At 54.9% G+C, this 21,079-nt stretch carries 18 protein-coding genes, 5 tRNA genes and 1 pseudogene; 14 read left to right on the top strand and 10 right to left on the bottom strand.

What is annotated here, in order from left to right:
* Positions 1-28 precede the first annotated feature (28 nt).
* Positions 29-1,084, top strand: coding sequence for a nicotinate-nucleotide--dimethylbenzimidazole phosphoribosyltransferase (gene cobT / locus AB2B48_RS09480; RefSeq protein WP_368301604.1), 1,056 nt, complete (start codon positions 29-31; stop codon positions 1,082-1,084).
* Between the two features lie 3 nt (positions 1,085-1,087).
* On the opposite strand, the gene AB2B48_RS09475 is transcribed toward cobT, so the two are convergent.
* Entirely contained in the window at positions 1,088-1,978 is an 891-nt protein-coding gene (locus AB2B48_RS09475; RefSeq protein WP_368301603.1) for a LysR substrate-binding domain-containing protein, read from the bottom strand.
* Between the two features lie 124 nt (positions 1,979-2,102).
* On the opposite strand from AB2B48_RS09475, the gene AB2B48_RS09470 reads away from it, so the two are divergent.
* Positions 2,103-2,621: a hypothetical protein gene (locus tag AB2B48_RS09470; RefSeq protein ID WP_368301602.1), complete on the top strand. Its 519-nt coding sequence runs from the start codon at positions 2,103-2,105 to the stop codon at positions 2,619-2,621.
* Between the two features lie 38 nt (positions 2,622-2,659).
* Here the strand turns inward: AB2B48_RS09470 and AB2B48_RS09465 are convergent.
* Positions 2,660-2,735, bottom strand: a tRNA-Asn gene (locus tag AB2B48_RS09465).
* Between the two features lie 6 nt (positions 2,736-2,741).
* Here AB2B48_RS09465 and AB2B48_RS09460 point away from each other — a divergent pair.
* The 3 genes from AB2B48_RS09460 (at position 2,742) to AB2B48_RS09450 (ending at position 4,580) form a co-directional block, all read left to right on the top strand.
* Positions 2,742-2,921: a DUF5951 family protein gene (locus AB2B48_RS09460; protein ID WP_220439348.1), complete on the top strand. Its 180-nt coding sequence runs from the start codon at positions 2,742-2,744 to the stop codon at positions 2,919-2,921.
* Positions 2,897-4,363, top strand: coding sequence for an EmmdR/YeeO family multidrug/toxin efflux MATE transporter (locus tag AB2B48_RS09455; protein ID WP_368301601.1), 1,467 nt, complete (start codon positions 2,897-2,899; stop codon positions 4,361-4,363). The genes AB2B48_RS09460 and AB2B48_RS09455 overlap by 25 nt, the downstream gene beginning before the upstream one ends.
* 141 nt (positions 4,364-4,504) lie before the next feature.
* Positions 4,505-4,580, top strand: a tRNA-Asn gene (locus AB2B48_RS09450).
* Positions 4,581-4,672: 92 nt separating this feature from the next.
* Here the strand turns inward: AB2B48_RS09450 and AB2B48_RS09445 are convergent.
* Positions 4,673-6,121: an AMP nucleosidase gene (locus AB2B48_RS09445; protein WP_185670130.1), complete on the bottom strand. Its 1,449-nt coding sequence runs from the start codon at positions 6,119-6,121 to the stop codon at positions 4,673-4,675.
* A 187-nt stretch (positions 6,122-6,308) separates the two neighbouring features.
* On the opposite strand from AB2B48_RS09445, the gene ldtA reads away from it, so the two are divergent.
* Positions 6,309-7,241, top strand: a complete 933-nt coding sequence (gene ldtA, locus AB2B48_RS09440) for a L,D-transpeptidase (RefSeq protein ID WP_368301600.1) — start codon at positions 6,309-6,311, stop codon at positions 7,239-7,241.
* 80 nt (positions 7,242-7,321) lie between these two features.
* Positions 7,322-8,263 carry a Gfo/Idh/MocA family protein gene (locus AB2B48_RS09435; RefSeq protein ID WP_368301599.1) on the top strand — a complete coding sequence of 314 codons (942 nt, stop codon included), beginning with the start codon at positions 7,322-7,324 and terminating at the stop codon, positions 8,261-8,263.
* Between the two features lie 38 nt (positions 8,264-8,301).
* On the opposite strand, the gene AB2B48_RS09430 is transcribed toward AB2B48_RS09435, so the two are convergent.
* Positions 8,302-9,183: a DMT family transporter gene (locus tag AB2B48_RS09430; protein ID WP_368301598.1), complete on the bottom strand. Its 882-nt coding sequence runs from the start codon at positions 9,181-9,183 to the stop codon at positions 8,302-8,304.
* A gap of 87 nt (positions 9,184-9,270) precedes the next feature.
* On the opposite strand from AB2B48_RS09430, the gene AB2B48_RS09425 reads away from it, so the two are divergent.
* Positions 9,271-10,605: a PLP-dependent aminotransferase family protein gene (locus tag AB2B48_RS09425; protein ID WP_368301597.1), complete on the top strand. Its 1,335-nt coding sequence runs from the start codon at positions 9,271-9,273 to the stop codon at positions 10,603-10,605.
* Positions 10,606-10,702: 97 nt separating this feature from the next.
* On the opposite strand, the gene AB2B48_RS09420 is transcribed toward AB2B48_RS09425, so the two are convergent.
* Positions 10,703-10,778, bottom strand: a tRNA-Asn gene (locus tag AB2B48_RS09420).
* A 306-nt stretch (positions 10,779-11,084) separates the two neighbouring features.
* Here AB2B48_RS09420 and nac point away from each other — a divergent pair.
* From nac to AB2B48_RS09405, 3 genes and pseudogenes are all read left to right on the top strand, one after another.
* Positions 11,085-12,002: a nitrogen assimilation transcriptional regulator NAC gene (gene nac, locus AB2B48_RS09415; RefSeq protein WP_185670136.1), complete on the top strand. Its 918-nt coding sequence runs from the start codon at positions 11,085-11,087 to the stop codon at positions 12,000-12,002.
* A 102-nt stretch (positions 12,003-12,104) separates the two neighbouring features.
* Complete coding sequence (gene cbl / locus AB2B48_RS09410; RefSeq protein ID WP_185670137.1) at positions 12,105-13,055, top strand: HTH-type transcriptional regulator Cbl; 951 nt, start codon at positions 12,105-12,107, stop codon at positions 13,053-13,055.
* Between the two features lie 182 nt (positions 13,056-13,237).
* Positions 13,238-14,752, top strand: a pseudogene (locus AB2B48_RS09405) (alpha/beta hydrolase); the annotation flags it as partial.
* Between the two features lie 12 nt (positions 14,753-14,764).
* On the opposite strand, the gene AB2B48_RS09400 reads toward AB2B48_RS09405, so the two are convergent.
* From AB2B48_RS09400 to mtfA, 3 genes are all read right to left on the bottom strand, one after another.
* On the bottom strand, positions 14,765-15,697 hold the full coding sequence (locus AB2B48_RS09400) for a nucleoside recognition domain-containing protein (RefSeq protein ID WP_368301596.1): 933 nt from the start codon (positions 15,695-15,697) through the stop codon (positions 14,765-14,767).
* Between the two features lie 180 nt (positions 15,698-15,877).
* Positions 15,878-15,953 (bottom strand) — tRNA-Asn (locus AB2B48_RS09395).
* A 100-nt stretch (positions 15,954-16,053) separates the two neighbouring features.
* Entirely contained in the window at positions 16,054-16,848 is a 795-nt protein-coding gene (mtfA, locus tag AB2B48_RS09390; protein WP_368301595.1) for a DgsA anti-repressor MtfA, read from the bottom strand.
* A 93-nt stretch (positions 16,849-16,941) separates the two neighbouring features.
* Here mtfA and AB2B48_RS09385 point away from each other — a divergent pair.
* The 3 genes from AB2B48_RS09385 (at position 16,942) to AB2B48_RS09375 (ending at position 19,206) form a co-directional block, all read left to right on the top strand.
* Positions 16,942-17,031 (top strand) — tRNA-Ser (locus AB2B48_RS09385).
* A 947-nt stretch (positions 17,032-17,978) separates the two neighbouring features.
* A complete protein-coding gene (locus tag AB2B48_RS09380) occupies positions 17,979-18,539 on the top strand; it encodes a DNA-directed RNA polymerase subunit beta (RefSeq protein ID WP_185670140.1) in 561 nt (186 codons plus the stop codon).
* A 16-nt stretch (positions 18,540-18,555) separates the two neighbouring features.
* Positions 18,556-19,206, top strand: coding sequence for a hypothetical protein (locus tag AB2B48_RS09375; protein ID WP_368301594.1), 651 nt, complete (start codon positions 18,556-18,558; stop codon positions 19,204-19,206).
* An 87-nt stretch (positions 19,207-19,293) separates the two neighbouring features.
* Here AB2B48_RS09375 and AB2B48_RS09370 read toward each other — a convergent pair whose 3' ends face one another.
* Both AB2B48_RS09370 and AB2B48_RS09365 read right to left on the bottom strand, forming a co-directional pair.
* Positions 19,294-20,034, bottom strand: a complete 741-nt coding sequence (locus AB2B48_RS09370) for a molybdate ABC transporter permease subunit (RefSeq protein ID WP_368301944.1) — start codon at positions 20,032-20,034, stop codon at positions 19,294-19,296.
* 14 nt (positions 20,035-20,048) lie between these two features.
* Positions 20,049-20,957, bottom strand: a complete 909-nt coding sequence (locus AB2B48_RS09365; RefSeq protein ID WP_368301593.1) for an extracellular solute-binding protein — start codon at positions 20,955-20,957, stop codon at positions 20,049-20,051.
* Positions 20,958-21,079: the final 122 nt, after the last annotated feature.

Genomic DNA, 21,079 nt, shown 5'->3' with positions numbered 1-21,079 from the left:
GCCAGCGTATGACTACGTGGGAATTATAATGCAAACAACATTGGCTTCACTGCTGTCGACTATTCCAGAAATGGACAGCGCCGCGATGGCGCAGGCGCAGCAACATATTGATGGGCTATTAAAACCAACGGGCAGCCTCGGGCGTCTGGAAGCGCTGGCGGTACAGCTTGCGGGCATGCGCGGCCTACAGGGCACGCCGAGCGTCGACAAGAAAGCGATTCTGGTGATGTGCGCCGATCACGGTGTCTGGCACGAAGGGGTCGCCATTTCGCCGCAGGTGGTGACCGCGATTCAGGCCATGAATATGACGCGTCACAATACCGGCGTTTGCGTTCTCGCTGCACAGGCAGGCGCGGACGTACACGTGATTGACGTGGGCATCGATGCCGACCCCATCCCAGGCCTTATCGACATGAAAGTAGCTCGCAGCAGCGGTAACATCGCTCAAACGGCGGCTATGACGGCCGAGCAGGCGCAAACCGTGCTGCTGTCGGCAATTAACTATACCCGTAGCCTGGCAGAGCAGGGTGTGACGCTGTTTGGCGTGGGCGAGCTGGGTATGGCAAACACCACGCCAGCCGCTGCGGTAGTCAGCGTGCTGACCGGCAGCGAGCCGGAGGCAGTGGTGGGCATTGGCGCCAACCTGCCGCAGGCGCAGCTAACGCATAAAGTGGATGTGGTTCGTCGCGCTATTGCAGTGAACCAGCCCAACGCCGCTGACGGCCTTGAGGTTCTGGCGAAGGTCGGTGGTTACGATCTGCTGGGGATGACAGGCGTGATGCTCGGCGCTGCCTCCTGCGGCCTGCCGGTGGTGCTGGACGGCTTCCTGTCGTACGCGTCTGCACTCGCGGCCTGCCGTATTGCGCCTGCCGTGAAACCCTACCTGATCCCTTCCCATTTCTCCGCCGAGAAGGGCGCGCGTATCGCACTGGCGCATCTGGAACTGGAACCGTATCTGCATATGGAGATGCGTTTGGGTGAAGGCAGTGGCGCAGCGATGGCGATGCATATCGTTGAGTCGGCCTGCACCATGTACAACCGCATGGGAACGCTGGCGGGCAGCAATATCGTGCTGCCAGCGTAACGGCTATTCTCCCGCCATTTGTTGCAAAAGCCATTCGCGTAGCGCCGTAATATCCCGGCGCTGCGCGTTCTCTTCAGTTGCCACCAGATAGTAGTTCGCGCCCGGCAGCGACATGTCGAACGGCATTGTCAGCACCCCACGTTGCAGTAAATCTCTCGCCAGTAACTCGCTGGCAATCACTACGCCTTGCCCGGCTACCGCCGCCTGCAGCGCATGCGTTTCATCGCTGAAGGTCAACCCCGCCTGAAGGTTTAATGCCTGAGGCCCATAGCGCTTTTTCCAGTTTGCCCAACTAGGTTCATCGGCCGGAACCTGGCGGTTTTCCACGTGAAATAAGGGGACGTTGGCTAAATCTTCGGGCTTTTGCAGCGCTAGCGCGGGGCTCGCCACAACGATAAAGCGGTCTGCATGCAGCAGAGTGCAGTGCAGCGAGGATTCCGGCATCTCACGATAGCGGATAGCCACATCAACGGTACGCTGGCTGAGATCGACACGCTCGACGCTGGTATGCAGCCGCAGGTCGATGGTTGGGCATTCCGCTTTGAAATCCGCGAGTCTCGGCACCAGCCAGTGGGTGAGAAAATTAGAGGTGGTAGTGACCGTCAGCGCGGGTGGCTGATGGGCTTGCAGCACCTGCACCGTCGCTTCTTCCAGTGCACTAAAGGCGCGTTGGGTGCCGGCATAAAGCACTTTGCCACTCTCGGTCAGGCTAACGCCCTGAGCGCTGCGTTCACAGACCCGGCATTCCAGTACCGACTCCAGAAGTTTTATCTGGTGGCTGACCGCCGTTGCGCTCACGCCGAGGACATCTGCCGCGCGCTTGAAGCTGAGCTGTTCCGCCAGCGCATGGAACGCCCTTAGCGCGCCGAGCGGTGGCAATCTGACTTTTCTCATGGCTGAGTTTTTCTCATCTATGGCTGAAAACTATGCGTTTGTTTTACGCCTCATAGGCGGCGTAGTCTACCCAGCAGAAACAAGAGGGTGAGTTAATCTCATGATAATACCGAAGGGGAAAACGATGAGCGTACGGGTAAACAACACTGCGCCAATGAATAAAAATATCGCAGAGCGGGCAATAGCGATGAGTGCGGCGATTGCCGGAGCGGGGCTGTTGGTGAAGCTATCGATAGCGGTCAGCGTAATCCAAAGTCTGGTTCAGCTTTGTGCACTGGGCCTGAGCTTTGCGGTAGGGATGATGCTGGCAAGCACAGGCAGTATGGTGCGCCACGGTTTTCCGCTTTCGGCGGTGGGCTGGCTGCTGGTGCTGCTTAGTCTGCTTGGTGGGCAAACGGGGCTGGTGCTATTGCCGGGCATCGTCGCTGGTGGCACGGGGCTGGGGTTAGCCCATGGGCGATTGATGGCTGGCAACAGAATTGTCAATGCGCTGAGCAGCGTGGCAGCGCTAGTCGCAGTATTGCTTATCCAGGCCAATTCGGCGCCGGGTATAAATGGCTATGGGTTTGCCTTTGCGGTTGTCATCGATTTAGCGCTGCTGGGGGTGGTGCTGGTGCGAATTGCTGAAACGGATAGGGGTTAAAAAGCAAAAAGCCTGCTCGAAAGCAGGCTTTTTAAATTTGGCTCCTCTGACTGGACTCGAACCAGTGACATACGGATTAACAGTCCGCCGTTCTACCGACTGAACTACAGAGGAATCGGTGTGGAGTCGTATCTTAGCGGCGAAAAAATTTTTGTCAAACATCAATTCTGGTCTTGTGACGCGACTGCCTATTCCATCAACAATTTGTCGCCATTCCCGACAAAAATTAAGGAAAAATGCTTTGCAGGATCGGGAATTCTCCATCATCATTTGAAATGGAGTTTCAACTTTCTGATCTAAGGCCCATTTTGAACGTCACCGCCGCACTTCGCCAGGCCGTCGCCCGCACGCCCTGGTACAAAAAACGCAAAAGTTATCGAGTTCTCTTCTGGCGTGAAATCACCCCCCTTGCCGTACCTATCTTTCTGGAAAACACCTGCGTTTTATTGATGGGGGTGTTGAGTACCTTCCTCGTCAGTTGGTTGGGTAAAGAGGCGATGGCGGGCGTGGGTCTGGCCGATAGCTTTAATATGGTGATCATGGCGTTCTTTGCCGCGATAGACCTCGGGACGACCGTGGTGGTTGCCTTCAGCCTTGGTAAACGTGACCGCCGTAAGGCGCGAGCGGCGGCACGGCAATCGCTGGTGATCATGACTCTGTTCGCTACCATCCTGGCGGCGGTAATCCACTATTTTGGTGCCGGAATTATTAATATCGTTGCCGGTGATGCCACCGAGGAAGTGAAAGGGCTGGCGTTGACCTACCTTGAGCTGACCGTGCTGAGCTATCCGGCGGCGGCGATTGCGCTTATCGGCAGCGGCGCGCTGCGTGGGGCAGGGAATACTAAAATCCCGTTGATGATTAACGGCGGGATGAACATCCTCAATATTATTATCAGTAGCTTCCTGATTTACGGGGTGTTCTCCTGGCACGGCATGGGGTTTGCCGGGGCAGGGCTCGGGCTGACCATTTCCCGCTACATTGGCGCAGTAGTGACCATTATTGTGCTGATGGTTGGCTTTAACCCGGCGCTGCGTATTCCGCTCAAAAGCTATTTCAAGCCGCTCAATTTCGCCATTATCTGGGAAGTGATGGGGATTGGTATTCCAGCAAGCGTCGAGTCGGTGCTGTTTAACAGCGGTAAATTGCTGACACAGATGTTTGTCGCCGGGATGGGGACCGACGTTATCGCCGGTAACTTTATCGCCTTCTCCGTGGCGGCGCTGATTAACCTGCCGGGGAACGCCCTGGGTTCGGCATCCACCATTATCACCGGTAAGCGGCTGGGGACCGGGCAGCTAGCCCAGGCGGAACGTCAGCTCCGTCACGTGTTCTGGATGTCGACCATCGTACTGACCCTGATAGCCTGGGGGACGGCGCCGTTTGCCGGATTGTTCGCGTCGTTCTATACCCACGAGCAGGACGTCAAAGACGTGGTGAAAATTCTCTTGTGGATGAACGCTGCCTTTATGCCAATCTGGGCCGCCTCCTGGGTGCTGCCAGCGGGCTTTAAAGGGGCGCGAGACGTACGCTTCGCCATGTGGGTCTCCATGCTCAGCATGTGGGGCTGTCGCGTGGTGGTGGGCTACGTGCTGGGTATTCTGCTGGGTTGGGGCGTGGTCGGCGTCTGGATGGGGATGTTCCTCGACTGGGGCGCACGTGCGGTGCTGTTCTACCGTCGTCTGATAACCGGCCGCTGGGCGTGGAAATACGCGCCGGCAAAGAAAACGGACGCCGCGTAACAGCCTGATTGCGGTGAAAATCGGCAATAAAAGTCAGTTTTCAGCCGAATCGAAGAATAAATCGGCAAACGAATTATTTTGTGCAAATCAGGCTTTGACAACAATGGGGCACATCGATAATATGCGCCTCGTTCACACGATTCCTCTGTAGTTCAGTCGGTAGAACGGCGGACTGTTAATCCGTATGTCACTGGTTCGAGTCCAGTCAGAGGAGCCATATTTAAGAAGCCTGCTTAGGAAACTAAGCAGGCTTTTTGCTTTTCTGCGTTTGGCAAAATAAAGCCGGACGAGCGTCCGGCTGATATTGTCTTAACGGAACGGCGGTTCGTTAAAGGTCCGCAGCTTACGGGAATGCAGACGATCGCCTTCCGCGCGCAGCAGGTCGATGGCCCGAATGCCAATTTGCAGGTGCTCGGAAATCGCCCCTTCATAGAAACGGTTCGCCTGACCGGGCAGCTTAATCTCACCGTGCAGCGGTTTGTCTGATACGCACAGCAACGTGCCGTACGGCACGCGGAAGCGATATCCTTGCGCGGCAATGGTCGCACTCTCCATATCAATCGCCACGGCGCGGCTCAGGTTGAAGCGCAGCGCCGACGCGGAATAGCGCAGCTCCCAGTTGCGATCGTCGGTGGTCACTACCGTCCCGGTACGCAGTCGCTGTTTAACCTCTTCGCCCGGCATCCCGCTCACCTGCTTGGTGGCGTCGTACAGTGCACGCTGCACCTCGGCAATGCTCGGGATTGGAATATCCGGCGGCAGTACGGCGTTCAGCACGTGGTCGTCACGCAGATAGGCATGTGCCAGTACATAATCGCCAATCGACTGACTTTCACGCAGGCCGCCGCAGTGGCCGATCATCAGCCAGACGTCCGGACGCAGCACCGCCAGGTGGTCGCAGATATTTTTGGCGTTCGACGGACCTACGCCGATGTTAATTAAGGTGATCCCTTGCCCATCTTTGGTGATCAGATGCCAGGCTGGCATTTGGTGCTTTTTCCACGCCAGATCGGAAATGGCCTGTTCCGGCGCTTCAGTATCGGCAGTGATCCAGATCCCCCCTGCGCAGGAGAGCGATACGTATGGGCTGTCAGGATCGAGGATCTGACTGCAGCCCCAGCGCACGAACTCATCGACGTAGCGGGTGTAGTTAGTGAACAGCACAAACGGCTGGAAGTGTTCGACCGGGGTGCCGGTGTAGTGACGCAGACGCGCCAGCGAGAAATCCACGCGGCGGGCGTCAAAGTGCGAAAGCGGATAAAAATCGGTGGAGTGGGTCAGGCCATCCGCGGTTTCATCGCCAATCTGCGACAGCTCGGTGGTAGGGAAAAAGCGCGTCAGGTCGGCACTCATCGAGCGATCGAGGTTCAGGCCATCAATCACGTACGGATAGGGAATTTCATGCTGCGACAGGCTGACTTCAATATGGGCGTCGTAATCTTCGTGCAGCAGGCTTAGCTGCTCCAGCAGGTAGCTGCGGAACAACACCGGGTGCGTGATGGTGGTGGTGTAGCAGCCGGAGTGGGTAAAGCGGCCAAACGCGCGGGTTTTCTGCGCCTTGTGCGCGTTGCCGCTCCAGGAGACCGAAAGCTGGGGGTAGACAAATAGCCCGTTTGCCCGCGCTTCGGCGCTTGGCAATGAACGGTCGTCGATAAACAGACGGATAGCGTCACGTAATGCACTTACCGATTGATCGTACAGCGCCTGGAGTTTCTCCAGCGCTTGTTCTGGGGTCAGACTCACGCCCGTATTACTCATCGTTCGCTCCTTGTGTGCGGCTTTTATCGATAGTATGCCAGCCGATGATGAAACAAAAGCGCAAGCCGGTTTCAATGTAACAACTGATTAACCTTTAACCGGGTGATTTCTCATCCGGTTAAAGGCTGCGCGTCGGAGTAAAAAAGCTATAATCAACCGACATCTGCTGTGATTTGAGGAAAGGGAAATGAAACCTCGTGTAAAACTCTTGTGTGCATTCGCGCTGGCACTCTGTAGCCAGGGCGTGCTGGCTGTGACCTATCCGCTTCCTCCGGAGGGGAGCCGTCTCGTGGGAAGCACGTTGAATATCACGGTGCCGCAGGATAACCACCTGCCGCTGGAGGCCTTTGCGGCGCAGTACGGGCAAGGGCTCAGCAATATGCTGGAGGCGAATCCGAACGTGGATGTCTTCTTGCCAAAATCGGGTTCCACGCTGGTGGTGCCGCAGCAACTGATTTTGCCCGACACGGTGCGTCGAGGCATTGTGGTGAACGTCGCGGAAATGCGCCTTTATTATTACCCGCCGGAGGGTAACACCGTTGAAGTTCTGCCCATTGGTATCGGCCAGGCGGGGCGAGAAACACCGCGTAACTGGGTGACGACCGTCGAGCGCAAACAGGAAGCACCGAGCTGGACGCCAACGCCAAATACCCGTCGTGAATACGCGAAGCGCGGCGAAAGCCTGCCTGCGTTTGTCCCCGCCGGGCCGGATAACCCGATGGGCCTGTACGCCATCTATATTGGCCGCCTGTACGCCATTCACGGCACCAATGCGAATTTTGGCATCGGGCTGCGCGTGAGTCAGGGCTGCATTCGCCTGCGCAATGATGACATCAAGTATCTGTTCGATAACGTGCCGGTCGGCACGCGCGTGCAGATTATCGACCAGCCGGTGAAATACACCGTTGAGCCAGACGGCAGTCGTTGGGTGGAAGTGCATGAGCCATTATCGCGCAACCGCACAGAATATGAGTCTGATAACAAAGTTCCGTTGCCTATTACGCCCGCGCTGCGTAGTTTTACTCAGGGTGAGGGCGTGGATGGTAGTCGGGCAAGAGGCGCGCTCGAAAGGCGCTCCGGCATGCCGGTCAATATCAGCACCTCGCATAACGCGTTGTAAGCCTGTCTATATTCAACGCCAAAAGCCCGCGATTTGCGGGTTTTTGACTTTTTAACCAGGGTTGGCAAAAGGAGCATTGAATGAGCGATGTCGTGAACTGGGGCGTGCTGGGCTATGCCCGAATCGCAAAAAATTCCATTATTCCGGCGATTCAACGTGCCGATAACGCGCGCGTCTACGGCGTAGCGTCGCGTCATCAGGACGAACTGCCGGTGGGGGAGTGGCAGAAAAGCTACGGCGATTACGCGGCGCTGTTGGCCGATGAGGCGATCCAGGCGGTCTATATCCCTTTGCCTAACTCGCTGCACAAAGAGTGGGTGATCCGGGCGCTGGAGGCAGGGAAACACGTGCTGTGCGAGAAGCCAATTGGCCTTACCGCCGATGAAGCGCGCGACATGCAACGTGTGGCGCAGCAGCATAACCGCCTGCTGATGGAAGCCTTTATGTACCAGTACACCGACCGGGTACGGGTGATTAAACAGGTGCTGGAGAGCGGTGAACTGGGTGAGTTGCGCCATATCAACGTTTCGTTCCGCTTCTTCCTCGACCGGCCTGGCACCATCAAAATGCAGCCCGCGCTCGGCGGCGGGGCGCTGTATGACGTTGGCTGCTACCCGGTGAACTTTATCGGCATGGTGACCGGACGTCTGCCGGTGAGCTGCAAAGCGGTGAGCGAAACAGATCAAGGGGTGGATACTAACCTCTCCGCGCTGCTGCAATATGACGATGGCCTGATTGCCAATATTCACTGCGGCTTTAACGCCTTTGGTCGCAACTACGCGGAGATTATTGGCAGCAAAGGGATGCTGATTATCGATAAGCCCTTCCTCGATGATGCCGGCGCGTTGGAGCTGCACACCAGCGAAGGCGTACGCGAGCTGCCGGTGAGCGAGTCGGACCGTTACCAGGCTGAAATCCGCCACTTCTCCAGCGCGATCCTCAACGAGCCGTCGCGGCTGATCCCGCTGGATGAAACCGTGCGTAATATGCAGGTACTGGATATGATTCGCGCCGCGCTGTAGTGGGTAACGCCCGGCCGGTATCGCGCCGCCGGGCTTTGCTATCGGGCAAACTTTTTCGAGCCGATAACGCAGAGGATCACCCCAAGCGTAACCAGCATCATCAGCGGATTCACCGCCTCGTGCAGCAGCAGGGCGCTCAGCGCCAGCCCTAAAAACGGCTGCAAAAGCTGGAGCTGGCCTACCGCGGCAATTCCGCCCTCCGCCAGGCCTTTGTACCAGAAGATAAAGCCAATCAGCATGCTGAACAGCGAGACGTAGCCAAGCGCCAGCCACGCCTGACCCGTAATGGCGCCGGGGTTAGCAGGTAACGTCAGTAACGTCGCCAGCAGCATTATCGGCAGTGACAAAATGAGCGCCCAGCTAATCACCTGCCAGCCGCCCAACTGCCGCGTCAGCGTGGCCCCCTCCGCATAGCCCAGCCCGCAGACCACCACGGCGGCAAGCATCAGCAGATCGCCGGTTAACGACGCGCTGGCGTTTTGTGAAAGAGCAAACCCGGCAACCAGCAGGCTCCCCAGCAGCGAGAAGATCCAGAACGCCGGATGTGGCCGCTCCCGCCCGCGCAGCACGCCAAAAATCGCCGTAGAGAGCGGCAGAAGCCCAAGAAAGACAATCGAGTGCGCCGCCGTAACGTAGCGTAGCGCCATGGCGGTGAGCAGAGGAAAGCCTACCACCACGCCGAGTGAAACGACCAGCAGCGGAAAAATTTGTCCGGACGTGGGGCGCCGCTCACGAAAGATGACAATCAGCGCCAGGGCGAGAAGCCCGGCAATCGACGCCCGCAGAAAGGTCAGAAAAAACGGGTCCATAGCGCCGACCGCGATACGCGTTGCCGGCAATGAACCGCTAAAAATCACTACGCCCAGCAGCCCGTTAAACCAGCCGGATGCTGTGTGTGTTTGAAATACCGCTGCCTTCATTTTGTCCACCTCACCGTTGAGTCATTAACAGCGCGATGGTAGTTTTCTTAATCTAATACAATCAAATTATTGTCATGGATACATTGTATGAAGGCGCGATACAAAACGATCGTCGACAGATACGCCGCGCGGATACGTGATGGACAACTCACAGCCGGAACCCGGCTGCCCACGCACCGGCGGCTGGCGGCGGAGGAACGTATTTCTCTTGCCACCGCCACGCGTGTTTATGCCGAACTGGAGGCGATGGGGCTGGTGAGTGGTGAAACCGGGCGTGGTACCTTTGTGCGCGAAATTACCCTTGCGGCGGGTCATGGCGTTGACCAGCAGGTGATGATGCCGGGCGTGCGTGACCTGAACTTTAACTACCCATCGCAGCCGGGGCAGGGCGAGGAGTTGCGTGACGCCCTGCGACAGCTCGCCAACGTCGGCGATATTGAATCGCATCTGCGCTACCAGCCTCACGCCGGGCGCAAAGCGGATCGCGAGATGGTCGCCCGATATTTTGTGAGCCTGGGTTTTACCCCTGACTCCGACAATATTTTGTTGGTTAACGGCGCCCAACATGGTCTGGCGGTCACGGTAATGGGGCTGCTACAGCCCGGTGATGTCGTGGCGGTAGATGCGTTAACCTACCCCGGATTTAAAGCGCTGGCGGCGCTGTATCACCTGGAACTCCTCGCTATCCCCTCGCTTGACGATGGCCCGGATCTTGATGCTCTCGATACTCTCTGTCAGCAGCGTCACGTGCGAGCGGTTTACACCATGCCGACGCTGCATAACCCGCTAGGCTGGGTGCTCAGCCACCGACAGCGGCAGCGGCTGACCACTATTGCCCGTCAGTATGATCTGCTGATTATTGAAGATGCTGCCTACGCCTTTTTAGTCGAACAATCGCCACCGGCCGTTGCCCACTATGCACCGGAAAGAACAGTTTATGTCAGCGGATTTTCAAAGAATGTGGCGACCGGACTGCGCGTTGGCGTAGCGATTTGCCCCGGCTCGCTAAAACCAGCGCTGGAGCGGGCTATCCGGGCCACCACCTGGAATACGCCTTCGCTGCTCACCGCCTTAATGAGCCACTGGATTCAGGACGGGACGGTGGCCCGGACGACGGTCTTAAAAAGAGACGACGCCCGTCAACGACAGGCTCTAGCCCGTGAATGTTTGTACCCGCTGCCCTGTATCGGCCACCCGAACTCCTGGTTTGTCTGGCTGCCGCTGGCCGATGAGTGCCGTGCCGACCGCATCGTGAAGGCGCTGATGGATAACCATATCCTGGTCTCCACCGCTGAACCGTTCTCAACTTCAATCAACGTCCCGCAGGCATTACGCGTCGCACTGGGATCGGTGTCGATGGAGAGCCTGCGTGAAGCGCTGGTGGCGGTGAGGGAAGCGGTGGAGTATGAGATGAGTCGGTAGGAAGGCGAAACGCTTAACGCTTAAGCGCTGCGGGCTGATTTACGCAAGGCAAACGCAGAAAAGCAAAAAGCCCGCTCGAAAGCAGGCTTTTTAAATTTGGCTCCTCTGACTGGACTCGAACCAGTGACATACGGATTAACAGTCCGCCGTTCTACCGACTGAACTACAGAGGAATCGTGTGAACGGGGCGCATATTATCGATGTCACCCCGGCTTGTCAAAGGGTGAAAAGCGCTAATAAGTTCGTTTGCTGACAATTTCAGCAATTCCACGTCATTTGCTGTTTTTTTGACTGTTCTGCACCGTGAAAGTGCAGAATTACCCCTTATGGGGCAGATCACAAACTTCTGATAGCCGCAAAAAAGGGCCTGAGCGATAGGTTTACACGGTTTTACGGGCAATTTTAAAACTGGCAAGCATCTTGCAACTCCTCCGATTACTTAACGCCAGCGTGGCAGTGATTCCGAACCGGAGGCAAAAATGAACTTAAGACGGCTGAAGTACTTTGTGAAAATCGTCGATATCGGTAGCCTGACTCAGGCCGCAGAAGTGTTGCATATCGCGCAGCCCGCTTTAAGCCAGCAGGTGGCGACGCTGGAGGGAGAACTCGATCAGCAGCTGTTGATTCGCACCAAGCGCGGCGTCACGCCAACGGAAGCGGGCAAAGTGTTATATACCCATGCCCGGACAATTTTACGCCAGTGCGAACAGGCGCAGTTGGCGGTGAATAACGTCGGTCAGACCCTCAGCGGCACGGTCTCTATCGGCCTTGCACCAGGCACGGCAGCGTCATCTATTACTATGCCGCTGCTGCAGGCGGTGCGTAACGAACTGCCTGAAGTGCTGGTTTATCTGCATGAAAATAGCGGTACCGTGCTGAACGACAAACTGTTGAACGGTCAGCTGGATATGGCGGTGCTTTACGATCGTGCGCCGCTGGCGGGGATCGTCAGCCAACCGCTGCTGAAAGAAGATCTCTATCTGGTTGGTACCCGCGATTGTCCTGGCCAAAGCGTCGATCTCACCGCGGTGGCGGAGATGAACCTTTTCCTGCCGCGGGATTACAGCGCCGTTCGCGCTCGTGTCGATGAGGCTTTCTCGCTGCGTCGATTAACGGCAAAAATCATTGGTGAAATTGAGTCTATCTCTACGCTGACTGCTGCGATTGCTAGCGGAATGGGCGTGACGGTGCTGCCAGAATCGGCGGCGCGTTCGCTGTGCAGCGCGGCAAACGGCTGGATGGCGCGGATCACGACCCCGTCGATGAGCCTGCCGCTGTCGTTAAACGTGTCGGCGCGCGGTCAACTGAGCCCGCAGGCGCAGGCTGTGAAAGAGATCCTGATGTCGCTGGTCAGCCGACCAATGCTGGATAACCGTGAACTGCTGCTGGTGAGCTAAGCTTATATTCCATTCAGATATAACTTGCTGGTTTTTATTATTTGTTCACAAGGGCATCAGACTTTAACAATAGTTCAACGTCTGATTGACCCGGAGAGAAGCGTGAACTTCCAGCAGCTCAAAATAATTCGTGAAGCGGCACGGCAGGATTACAACCTGACCGAAGTTGCCAATATGCTTTATACATCGCAGTCCGGCGTAAGCCGACATATTCGTGAGCTCGAAGAAGAGCTGGGGATTGAGATTTTCATTCGTCGCGGTAAGCGCCTGTTAGGGATGACGGAGCCGGGCAAAGCCCTGCTGGTGATTGCCGAACGCATACTGAACGAGGCCAGCAACGTCCGACGTCTGGCCGATCTCTTTACCAACGATGCGTCCGGCGTGCTGACGATTGCCACCACGCACACCCAGGCTCGCTATAGCCTGCCGCCGGTGATTAAAGCGTTCCGGGAAATTTTCAAAGACGTGCGCCTGGAGTTGATTCAGGGCACGCCGCAGGAAATTGATGCGTTGCTGCATAACGGCGGAGCGGATATCGGCATTGCCAGTGAGCGCCTCAGTAACGACGCAACGCTGGTGGCCTTCCCGTGGTTCCGCTGGCATCACAGCCTGTTAGTTCCGCAGGACCATCCACTGACTCACACCTCACCGCTGACGCTGGAAGACATTGCTCGCTGGCCGCTTATTACCTATCGCCAGGGGATCACCGGGCGTTCCCGTATTGATGAAGCCTTTAATCGCAAGGGGCTGACGCCAGATATCGTGCTGAGCGCCCAGGACTCTGATGTCATTAAAACCTACGTTGAGCTGGGCCTCGGCATTGGCCTCGTGGCGGAGCAGTCCGGCGACCCGCAGGAGTCCGGCAGCCTGGTGCGCCTGGATACCCATCACCTGTTCGACGCCAATACCGTCTGGCTGGGGCTTAAGCGCGGGCAGCTACAGCGCAACTATGTATGGCGCTTTATTGAGCTCTGTAATGCCGGGCTGTCGCTGGAGGAGATTAAACGCCAGGCGATGGAGCTGGAAGAGTCGGTGCTGGATTACCAGATTTAACGCCGCGCCCCCTGGGGGGCGCTGCTGCTTACCCCACCATACCGTTTCAGCTCATTACCTCATCCTATTCTGGGCCACGAAAAGTGGCCGCTGGTTTAGTCTATGTTTAAAAGGCACATCGCAGGATCGCAGTTGGTTTTACGATAAACCCTTACGAACAGAGAGATAAACTGGATAGCACTATGGCAATGATGCGTTTAACCCAACTGCTGAATACGTCTGGCAAGAGAATGCTCTCATGGGCAAAAAAGGCGCTTATTGGCCTGGTTGTGGTCATCATTGTCTTTTTTATCGGCCGCATTTATGAATCCCAGCGTGGCCCGGCGCTGCACCGCTGGCATACCTGGACGGCGGATGAAATGACCGCCGGGGAGATCGATAACGCGACGTTTGCGGACTATCTGACGCGGGAAGCGACGATTTTCCGCGATATGAAAAATAAGATTACCGACACGCTGACCGCCGACGAGAAAACGGCGATTAACCGTTTTTATGCCCAGAGCCTGGTCTATCCCGATAAGTTTCAGCCTGACTGGAACCGTTCTTTTATTCTGCAGCCTGACGGTAAACCTCGCGGTGCGGCGGTGCTACTCCACGGCCTGACGGACTCTCCTTACAGTGTGCGCTATCTGGCACAACGTTATCAGCAGCAGGGGTTTATTGCCGTTGTCCCCAGACTACCGGGTCACGGTACCGCGCCGGGGGCGTTAACCGGCGTTGACCGCGAACAGTGGATAGCAGCAACGCGCATGGCCGTACGCGAAGCGACGCGGCTGGCAGGAAATGATGTACCGCTGCATATTGTCGGTTACTCCAACGGCGGGGCGCTGGCGATGAAATACGCCCTCGATAGCCTGGAGGATAAATCGCTGCGTCGGCCGCAGCAGATAATCCTGCTATCGCCGATGATCGGTGTGACCGCCTTTGCGCGTTTTGCTGGGCTTGCCGGACTGCCCGCGATATTCCCTGCCTTTGCTCGCGCGGCCTGGCTTAACGTCGTGCCGGAGTTTAATCCTTATAAATATAACTCGTTCCCGGTTAAGGCCGCGCGCCAGTCGTGGCTGTTATCTCAGGCGCTGCAGCAGCAAATCGTGCAGGAGTCGCAAAGTAAGCGGCTGGCTGAACTGGCGCCGGTACTCACGTTTCAATCGGTAATGGACTCCACGGTGAGCACCCGGGCGGTAGTGGATTCGCTCTATCGCTATTTGCCGGATAACGGCAGTGAGCTGGTGATTTTCGATATTAACCAGGCGGCGAATTTACGCGCGCTGTTCAGGCCGTCGTCCTACTCGGCGGTGAATACGTTGCTGCCGCCAGCGCCAAGGCTATACACGACCACGGTTATCACCAACGCCGCGCCGGACACCAATCAAACGGTGGCGCGTTCAACGGAGGCAGGCGCTCTGACGGAGACCGTGGCGCCTCTGCAGATCGCCTGGCCACAGGATATGTATTCGTTGTCGCACGTGGCGGTGCCGTTCCCGCTGACCGACTCACTTTATGGCCGGGACCCGCAGGAGAGAAATCGCTACGGTATTAGTCTGGGCACAATTTCGCTGCGCGGAGAGACGGCTACGCTGAGCGTGGGGCTGGATACGCTGATGCGCGTCACCTCCAACCCCTTTTTCCCGTGGATGATGGCGCGCGTTCAACAGCATATTGCCTGTAGCGAGCGGCCTGATGTTATCGCCTGCCTCCGGGAAGCGGTGTCAGAACAGGGCAAGGTGCAAAAGGGTGCGGACAGCGATCCCGGCGAGCGCGCCGGTGGCGGCGTAGCGGAACAGGCGAACGAAGCGGGAACTCACACCCAGAAAAATTCCGATGCCGGGAAGATCGAAGGTCTGAACTAACAGCCCGGCAGAGGCGTTAATCTGGCTCACGGTGATTTTTCCCTGCTGCACCAGTTCAGAGACGACGCCAAAGTAGGCCGTGCCGCCGGCTACGCATTTGACCAGCGCGGGGAGTACAAAGTTAACCGGAATATGCAACCACACCAGTAACGGCATCAACAGTTGCTGGAGCATCTCAATCAGGCCAGCTGATTTCATTACGCCAACGATAGCCAGCGACAGAATAAGCATGGGTACTGCGCCAAGCGCCAGACGAATGGCATCGGAGCCTGCGCTGTTAATCACTGAAATGATCCCTTGATTAGTCTTCTCGGCATCAGGTAGCGCCTCTGCTCGGGTGCTCTCCACCGTCGATAGCCGACGTCCCGTGACGTGCCAGGTGACTGCTGCGGCGAATAGTCCCCCTGCGATTGAGATAACGATGGAGGCCAGCCAGTGCAGGCCAAACGGGGTGAGCGGATAGAAAACGTTGCCCTGGCCCATGGCGAAGAGCATCGCCAGCGTAGCGGCCATCTGCCGGTCCGAAACGCCGCGTTTGTCCATAATGGCAAGGGTTGCCAGCGGAGCGGCAAAGCTGACGAAATTCATCTGGATAAGGGCAAAGGCGCTCATTCCGGTGAGGCCAAACGGCTTAAGTAGCGGGGCGAGCCAGCGGACAATAACGTCCAGTACGCCGCGTACTTCCAGATATTTCATGACGATGAGCATAACTACCATGATCGGCAGCAGCGTATAGAGCGCTACATCGACGGAGGTTTTCCCCGCCGACATAATGATGCTGATGAAGTCCATCAATTTCTCGGTGACAACGAACAGAAAGGATAATAAGCGTCATCATAATCCTCGTGGGGAGGAAATGAAATTGTCGTTGCGGGCTAATCTGTCCTGAAGGGGGCGTTGAACTGTACTGGGGGGCGGTAAAGGTAGAAAAGCAAAAAGCCTGCTTAGTTTCCTAAGCAGGCTTCTTAAATATGGCTCCTCTGACTGGACTCGAACCAGTGACATACGGATTAACAGTCCGCCGTTCTACCGACTGAACTACAGAGGAATCGTGTGAACGAGGCGCATAGTACTGGCCCCCGATAATTGTGTCAACACTAAATTTAACTCGCTGATTCGAATGGATGAATTTAGCGCAAGATGTTGTTTTAGTGAACTACTGGAGGATCTTCATCCTGTTCGCTGTTATCGCGTAACCGCTGCAGTGGATCCTGGCAATAGAAGCCGCAGAAACGCTGCCACAGTGCCGGGAAACGCGGGGCGAAAAGTTCAGGCGCGCTGAAAAAGTATTCAGAGAGCACGGCAAAGCACTCGGCGGGGTCGGTGGCGGCATAGGCATCGATGCTGGCCGCGTTTTCGCCAACTAAATCAATCTCATCCTGAATGTTATTCATCGCCGCATGAAGGTCATGCTCCCAGCCTGCGACTTCGCGCAGCGGGATAAAGGGCACGCCGCTGGCGCGGTCGCCGTTGCGGGTATCCAGTTTATGCGCCACTTCGTGAATGATGAGGTTAAAACCGGAGGCATCGAACGAGTCCTGAATATCCAGCCAGTTGAGCACAATCGGCCCCTGCTGCCAGCTTTGACCAGACTGAACAACGCGCTGATTGTGCACCAGTCCGATATCATCTTCCCATTCGTCGTCAACGATAAAAGGCGCCGGGTAGATCAACACTTCATGGAATCCATCGAGCCATTCGATCCCGAGTTCCAGAATCGGCAGACAGAAGAGCAGGGCAATACGCGCCTCGATGATAGGCTCCGCCGTCAATCCTTGCAGAAACACCAGCCGCTTTTGCTGTAAAAAACGGTCGGCCAACTGCACCAGTTTGACCTGTTCGTCGTCAGACAAATTCGCTAATAGGGGGATTGCCAGAGCTTCCGCCCACGGTAAGTCGGTTATCTCGGCAGTGTCACTTGCTTTCCAGGGCCATTTAATCATCGTTTTGCTCGCAAACTCGTCACTTGAACGCAATTGAAGAGACTGGGTCTGTTAAAATGCCAAATAACCTGGCATGATGGCAACCATCAAAACGGAGAGATGCCAGAGCGGCTGAATGGACCGGTCTCGAAAACCGGAGTAGGGGTAACTCTACCGGGGGTTCAAATCCCCCTCTCTCCGCCAATCATTCGCCAAAATCAATAAGTAACAAAACTATGTTGATTTTGTCATGCATCAATGCCGGCATGAAAATTTCTGGCTTTCGCTCTGTTTCCCTACCTCTAACGCTGCCATTTTTATCATGTTGCCTCATGTTGGGCATCCACTTTTATCCTCTTTAGCTCACAAGCTCACACTATTAACAACAACTTAGTCAATTCTGAACCCCTGATGGCACCATGTTGAGGGGCGTTTATTAATGCACCACCGACATTTGCTAACCAACTCTCTGCGGGCAAAAGTATTTATAACAACCACCAAAAACATCAGCGATTTAATGCTTGGGCAAATTCGTCAGGTATCAATGAGTCTGATGGGCATTTTTATATTGATATTTTTCGGGCTGACAACCGTTCAGGTTCAGATATTTCACTTAAGGAACGTTGTGCGATTACGACGCATCGGGTCGGCAGAGAGAAAATAAACGAAAAAAAGAAACTATAGAGCTCGATAAAAAACAGACGGTCTATTCTGATATGTGATTATAAGCCTGGTAACGTTCGATACCTGCTTTGCGCTACTGGGCACATAAATATCAAAAGCCAGGATTAATGCATTTTATATAAATTCAAAAGCAATAGATATTAACTATCATTGGTTAGGTTTTAATAGGTGTGATGGTTTTGTGAAAACATTATTGAAAAATAAAAAATAATTAAAGTAATGTATTTCTATTGTGTATACTTTTGCACACATCTGATACCAACAACGGGACGGTATTGCCTACCTGGATGACGACTTTGGTCTTGATGATACTGTTTTTATCGATAAGAAAGGGCAGAAAGTCAGCGTTACAGGAACCGTTCACCAGGTTAACGTTCGTGGATTCGCTACGGTAAACAACGCCGATATATCGGTACGTCTGGTTTTATTGTGAAATGGCGCTATCGGCCATTAAAGAGGACTCATCTATGCGTAAGATTGTAATAGTTGCGGGAGTTGCAACTTTGCTGGCGGGTTGTGGAGATAAAGGGGATATTGAAACTGCGATTAATAAGACCATTAGCAAAGAGCCTGTTTGTTATTCTTTTAATTCAAAACAAAATAACAGCGCTGCGTATTATCGTTTCAGCGAGGCTGGCGTTTTAGTCAGAGTCAATGTTCGAGGAAACGATGTCGGCCCTATCTTAGCGGGGCTTAAAAAATCAGGTTTAATCGATATTGAATACGAACAGCAACTGTCCGGGCCTGTTGCCGTCTTATCGGCTACAGACAAAGGTGTTAAAGCTAAATTCTGGGATCAGGAGCATGGGGCTTGCGTAGGGAAGAGAGTTGTTGCTGAAATAAAAGAGTGGACCGAACCTGGTAACTCTGACAGTCAAAAAGTAACGCAGGTATCCTATACATGGAAACTGTCAGATGTTCCTGGCTGGGTTGACAAAGATGCTTTTTCCAGCGTGAAAGGAATGTCAGAACCAGAAGAAGCTAGAATTGTTCTGGTTAAAACCAATAACGGCTGGACCGCAATGTAAGTAAAGGAAGAATGTTATGAATTCTATCTATTGGGTGATTTTCATGGCGCTGCTGATAAACGTACCGTCACTTGTCCCAGTGCTGTTTATCCGTACGATCGCAAAAAACGTGAAAATATCGATGGCGTCCAGACTTTTTCTGCTAAACGCTTTCCTGGTGCTTTCATTGGTGACGCTATCGCAGAACATTACGCAAGAATATGGGCGGTTCCCGATATGGCTGCTCTTAGCTGCCGTGGTGTTGTTTTTGGTCACGCTAGTGGCAACGGTAAAATTTTTAGTTAAGCATTTAACCGTAGGTAAAAGTCGAGTTGTTATCCTCTCATCATTCCTGATTGTTTATGCCATCAGATTTCATGCTGTGTTTTCGGATGTGTATGGCAGTGGATATACGCTTAACGGCTATAACACCATATGGACATTCTTCTTCCTGTTTGCCTGCCTGTTAGCCTATATCGGTTGTTCCGGGAATAGACAATACCAAGGGACCTATATCCCCCCAACGACTACGCAGCCTCAAGGCCATAAAGCCTATGCTTCCCAAACAGAAATTGATACCGATATTGCGGTGAAAGGATCAAGTGTGTTATTCGATCCAAATCTGGATATTGTGGAACAACGGCGCTATCGGGAAGCGCTTGAAAAGCGAAATAATGACAGCCTGTAAGTTTTTTAATCTGTAATCCGTCATTCATATGCCCTGTTTAATACAGGGCATATTGCATTTAATAGAGGTTTGCACCGTCGCTATCCGCTACTTAGCCCTTCTACCTAGCGCAAAGCACATCATCGGCAGCGGCAGGGTCACAATCAGCAGCATCCACAGCAGCGTATACACCGCATCTACGCCGTCGTTTTGCAGGTTGGTATAGAGTTTGACCGGGATGCCTTGAGGAAAATAGGCGAAAATCATCACGATGCCAAATTCACCGACGGCCCGCACCCAGGCAAGGGTAACGGCAGAGGCGAGGCCGGGAAAAGCGATGGGAAGCGTGAGGTAGCGAAAGCGATTCCAGCCCGAAGCGCCGAGAGTCTGACCGGCTTCGAGAATATCTTTGGGCACGGTAGCGAACGCCGAGCGGGCGACCACAATAAAGTAGGGCAGCGATCCGTATATCTGCGCCAGCACAAAGGCTGCCGGATTGTTGACCAGCGTTACGCCAAGTTTTGAGATCCACGTACCGACTAACCCATAGGGTCCCAGCGCCGAGACCAACAGGATACCCATTGCCAGCGGCGGGGTGAGCAAGGGGATCATCACCAGCAATTCACCCAGTAAACGGCGGCGTCCGCGTGCCTGCGAAAGCCACCAGGCAACGGGCAGCCCAATGGCGACCGTGATGCACAGCGCCACGCCTCCAAGCCCCATCGAGACGGCGATGGCATCCCCGTCTCGCCATGCCAGCTGCAAATGGTGCCACGGCGTAACGCTAACCAGGGTAATAAAAGGAATGCTCAGCAAGAGAATAGCGGGCAGCGAGAGCCAGCCCGCTATTCTGGCTGGGCGGTTTAGCGGGCGTATAGCGCGTCCCCTTTTGGTTCCGCGTAACCGTACTGTTTAAACAGCGCCTGACCCTGTGCGCTTTGCATAAATTTAACGAATTTCTCGCCTTGTTCAACACCGTTAGGCGCATTTTTCAGCACCGCAGCGTAGAACACCATCGGCTGGGTATGCAGAACCTGGTCTTTGCCCTGGGCGTCTTTAATGGTGAAGCTGACGGTGTCATACCACTGCTTTGCCATCGCCGGATTGCTCAGGTTAATCTCATCCGGCAGCGCCACGTACGGCAGGTGCGCGGAGCGAATTTCGCTCTCATAGCCGGCGGCGGCGTCCACCTGACCACTCTCAAGACGGGAGATCAGGCCGCCTTCCTGGTGGGTCTGCTGCGGGTTTTGCAGGCTGCCGAGTATTTTCATCGCGATGCCCGGTTGCTGGTAATATTTCTCCGCCAGCATCAGCGTAAAGACGATGTTTTGACCTTTCGGGTCGACGTATGGGTCGGTGCGCCCGAAGCTGATATCTTTTTGTGCCAGCAGATTAAGCCATGAGCCATCGTGTTTCTGATTGGCGGCGGCAAACTGAGCGCCATATTTTCCTTTCGGATTGTACGCTACCACCATGCTGGTGCTGGCAACGGGCACGGCTTCATCAATCAGCCCGGCATCTTTGAGGATCTGCATTGGACCAGGGTTAATGGAAACAAACACATCGGCCTCAATTTTATGGCTGGCTAACAGACGAGCCATACCGTATGCCCCCTGACCTTGCCCTTGATAGTCGCCGCTATCGGCTTTGCTGAATGCAGGCCCTAACCCTTGATCCATGACTTTGCCCATTGAACCGGCGTAGGTGACGCGGATGTCTTTTGCGAACACCGCTGGGGTACATACCATCAGCGCCAGAATCCCGTACTTCATTTTTCCTGAAACCATCGACTTGTCTCGTTATGTAGTTTTTTACATAGCGATTTTTCATGAAAAAGGCGGTGCTGGCAACGACGATGAAACGGTCGTTGAGCTTAAATTGAAAAAATACTCAC

Source organism: Kluyvera sichuanensis, assembly GCF_040930405.1.
Classification (GTDB): domain Bacteria; phylum Pseudomonadota; class Gammaproteobacteria; order Enterobacterales; family Enterobacteriaceae; genus Kluyvera; species Kluyvera sichuanensis.
This window is presented reverse-complemented; position numbering and strand designations above follow the sequence as displayed.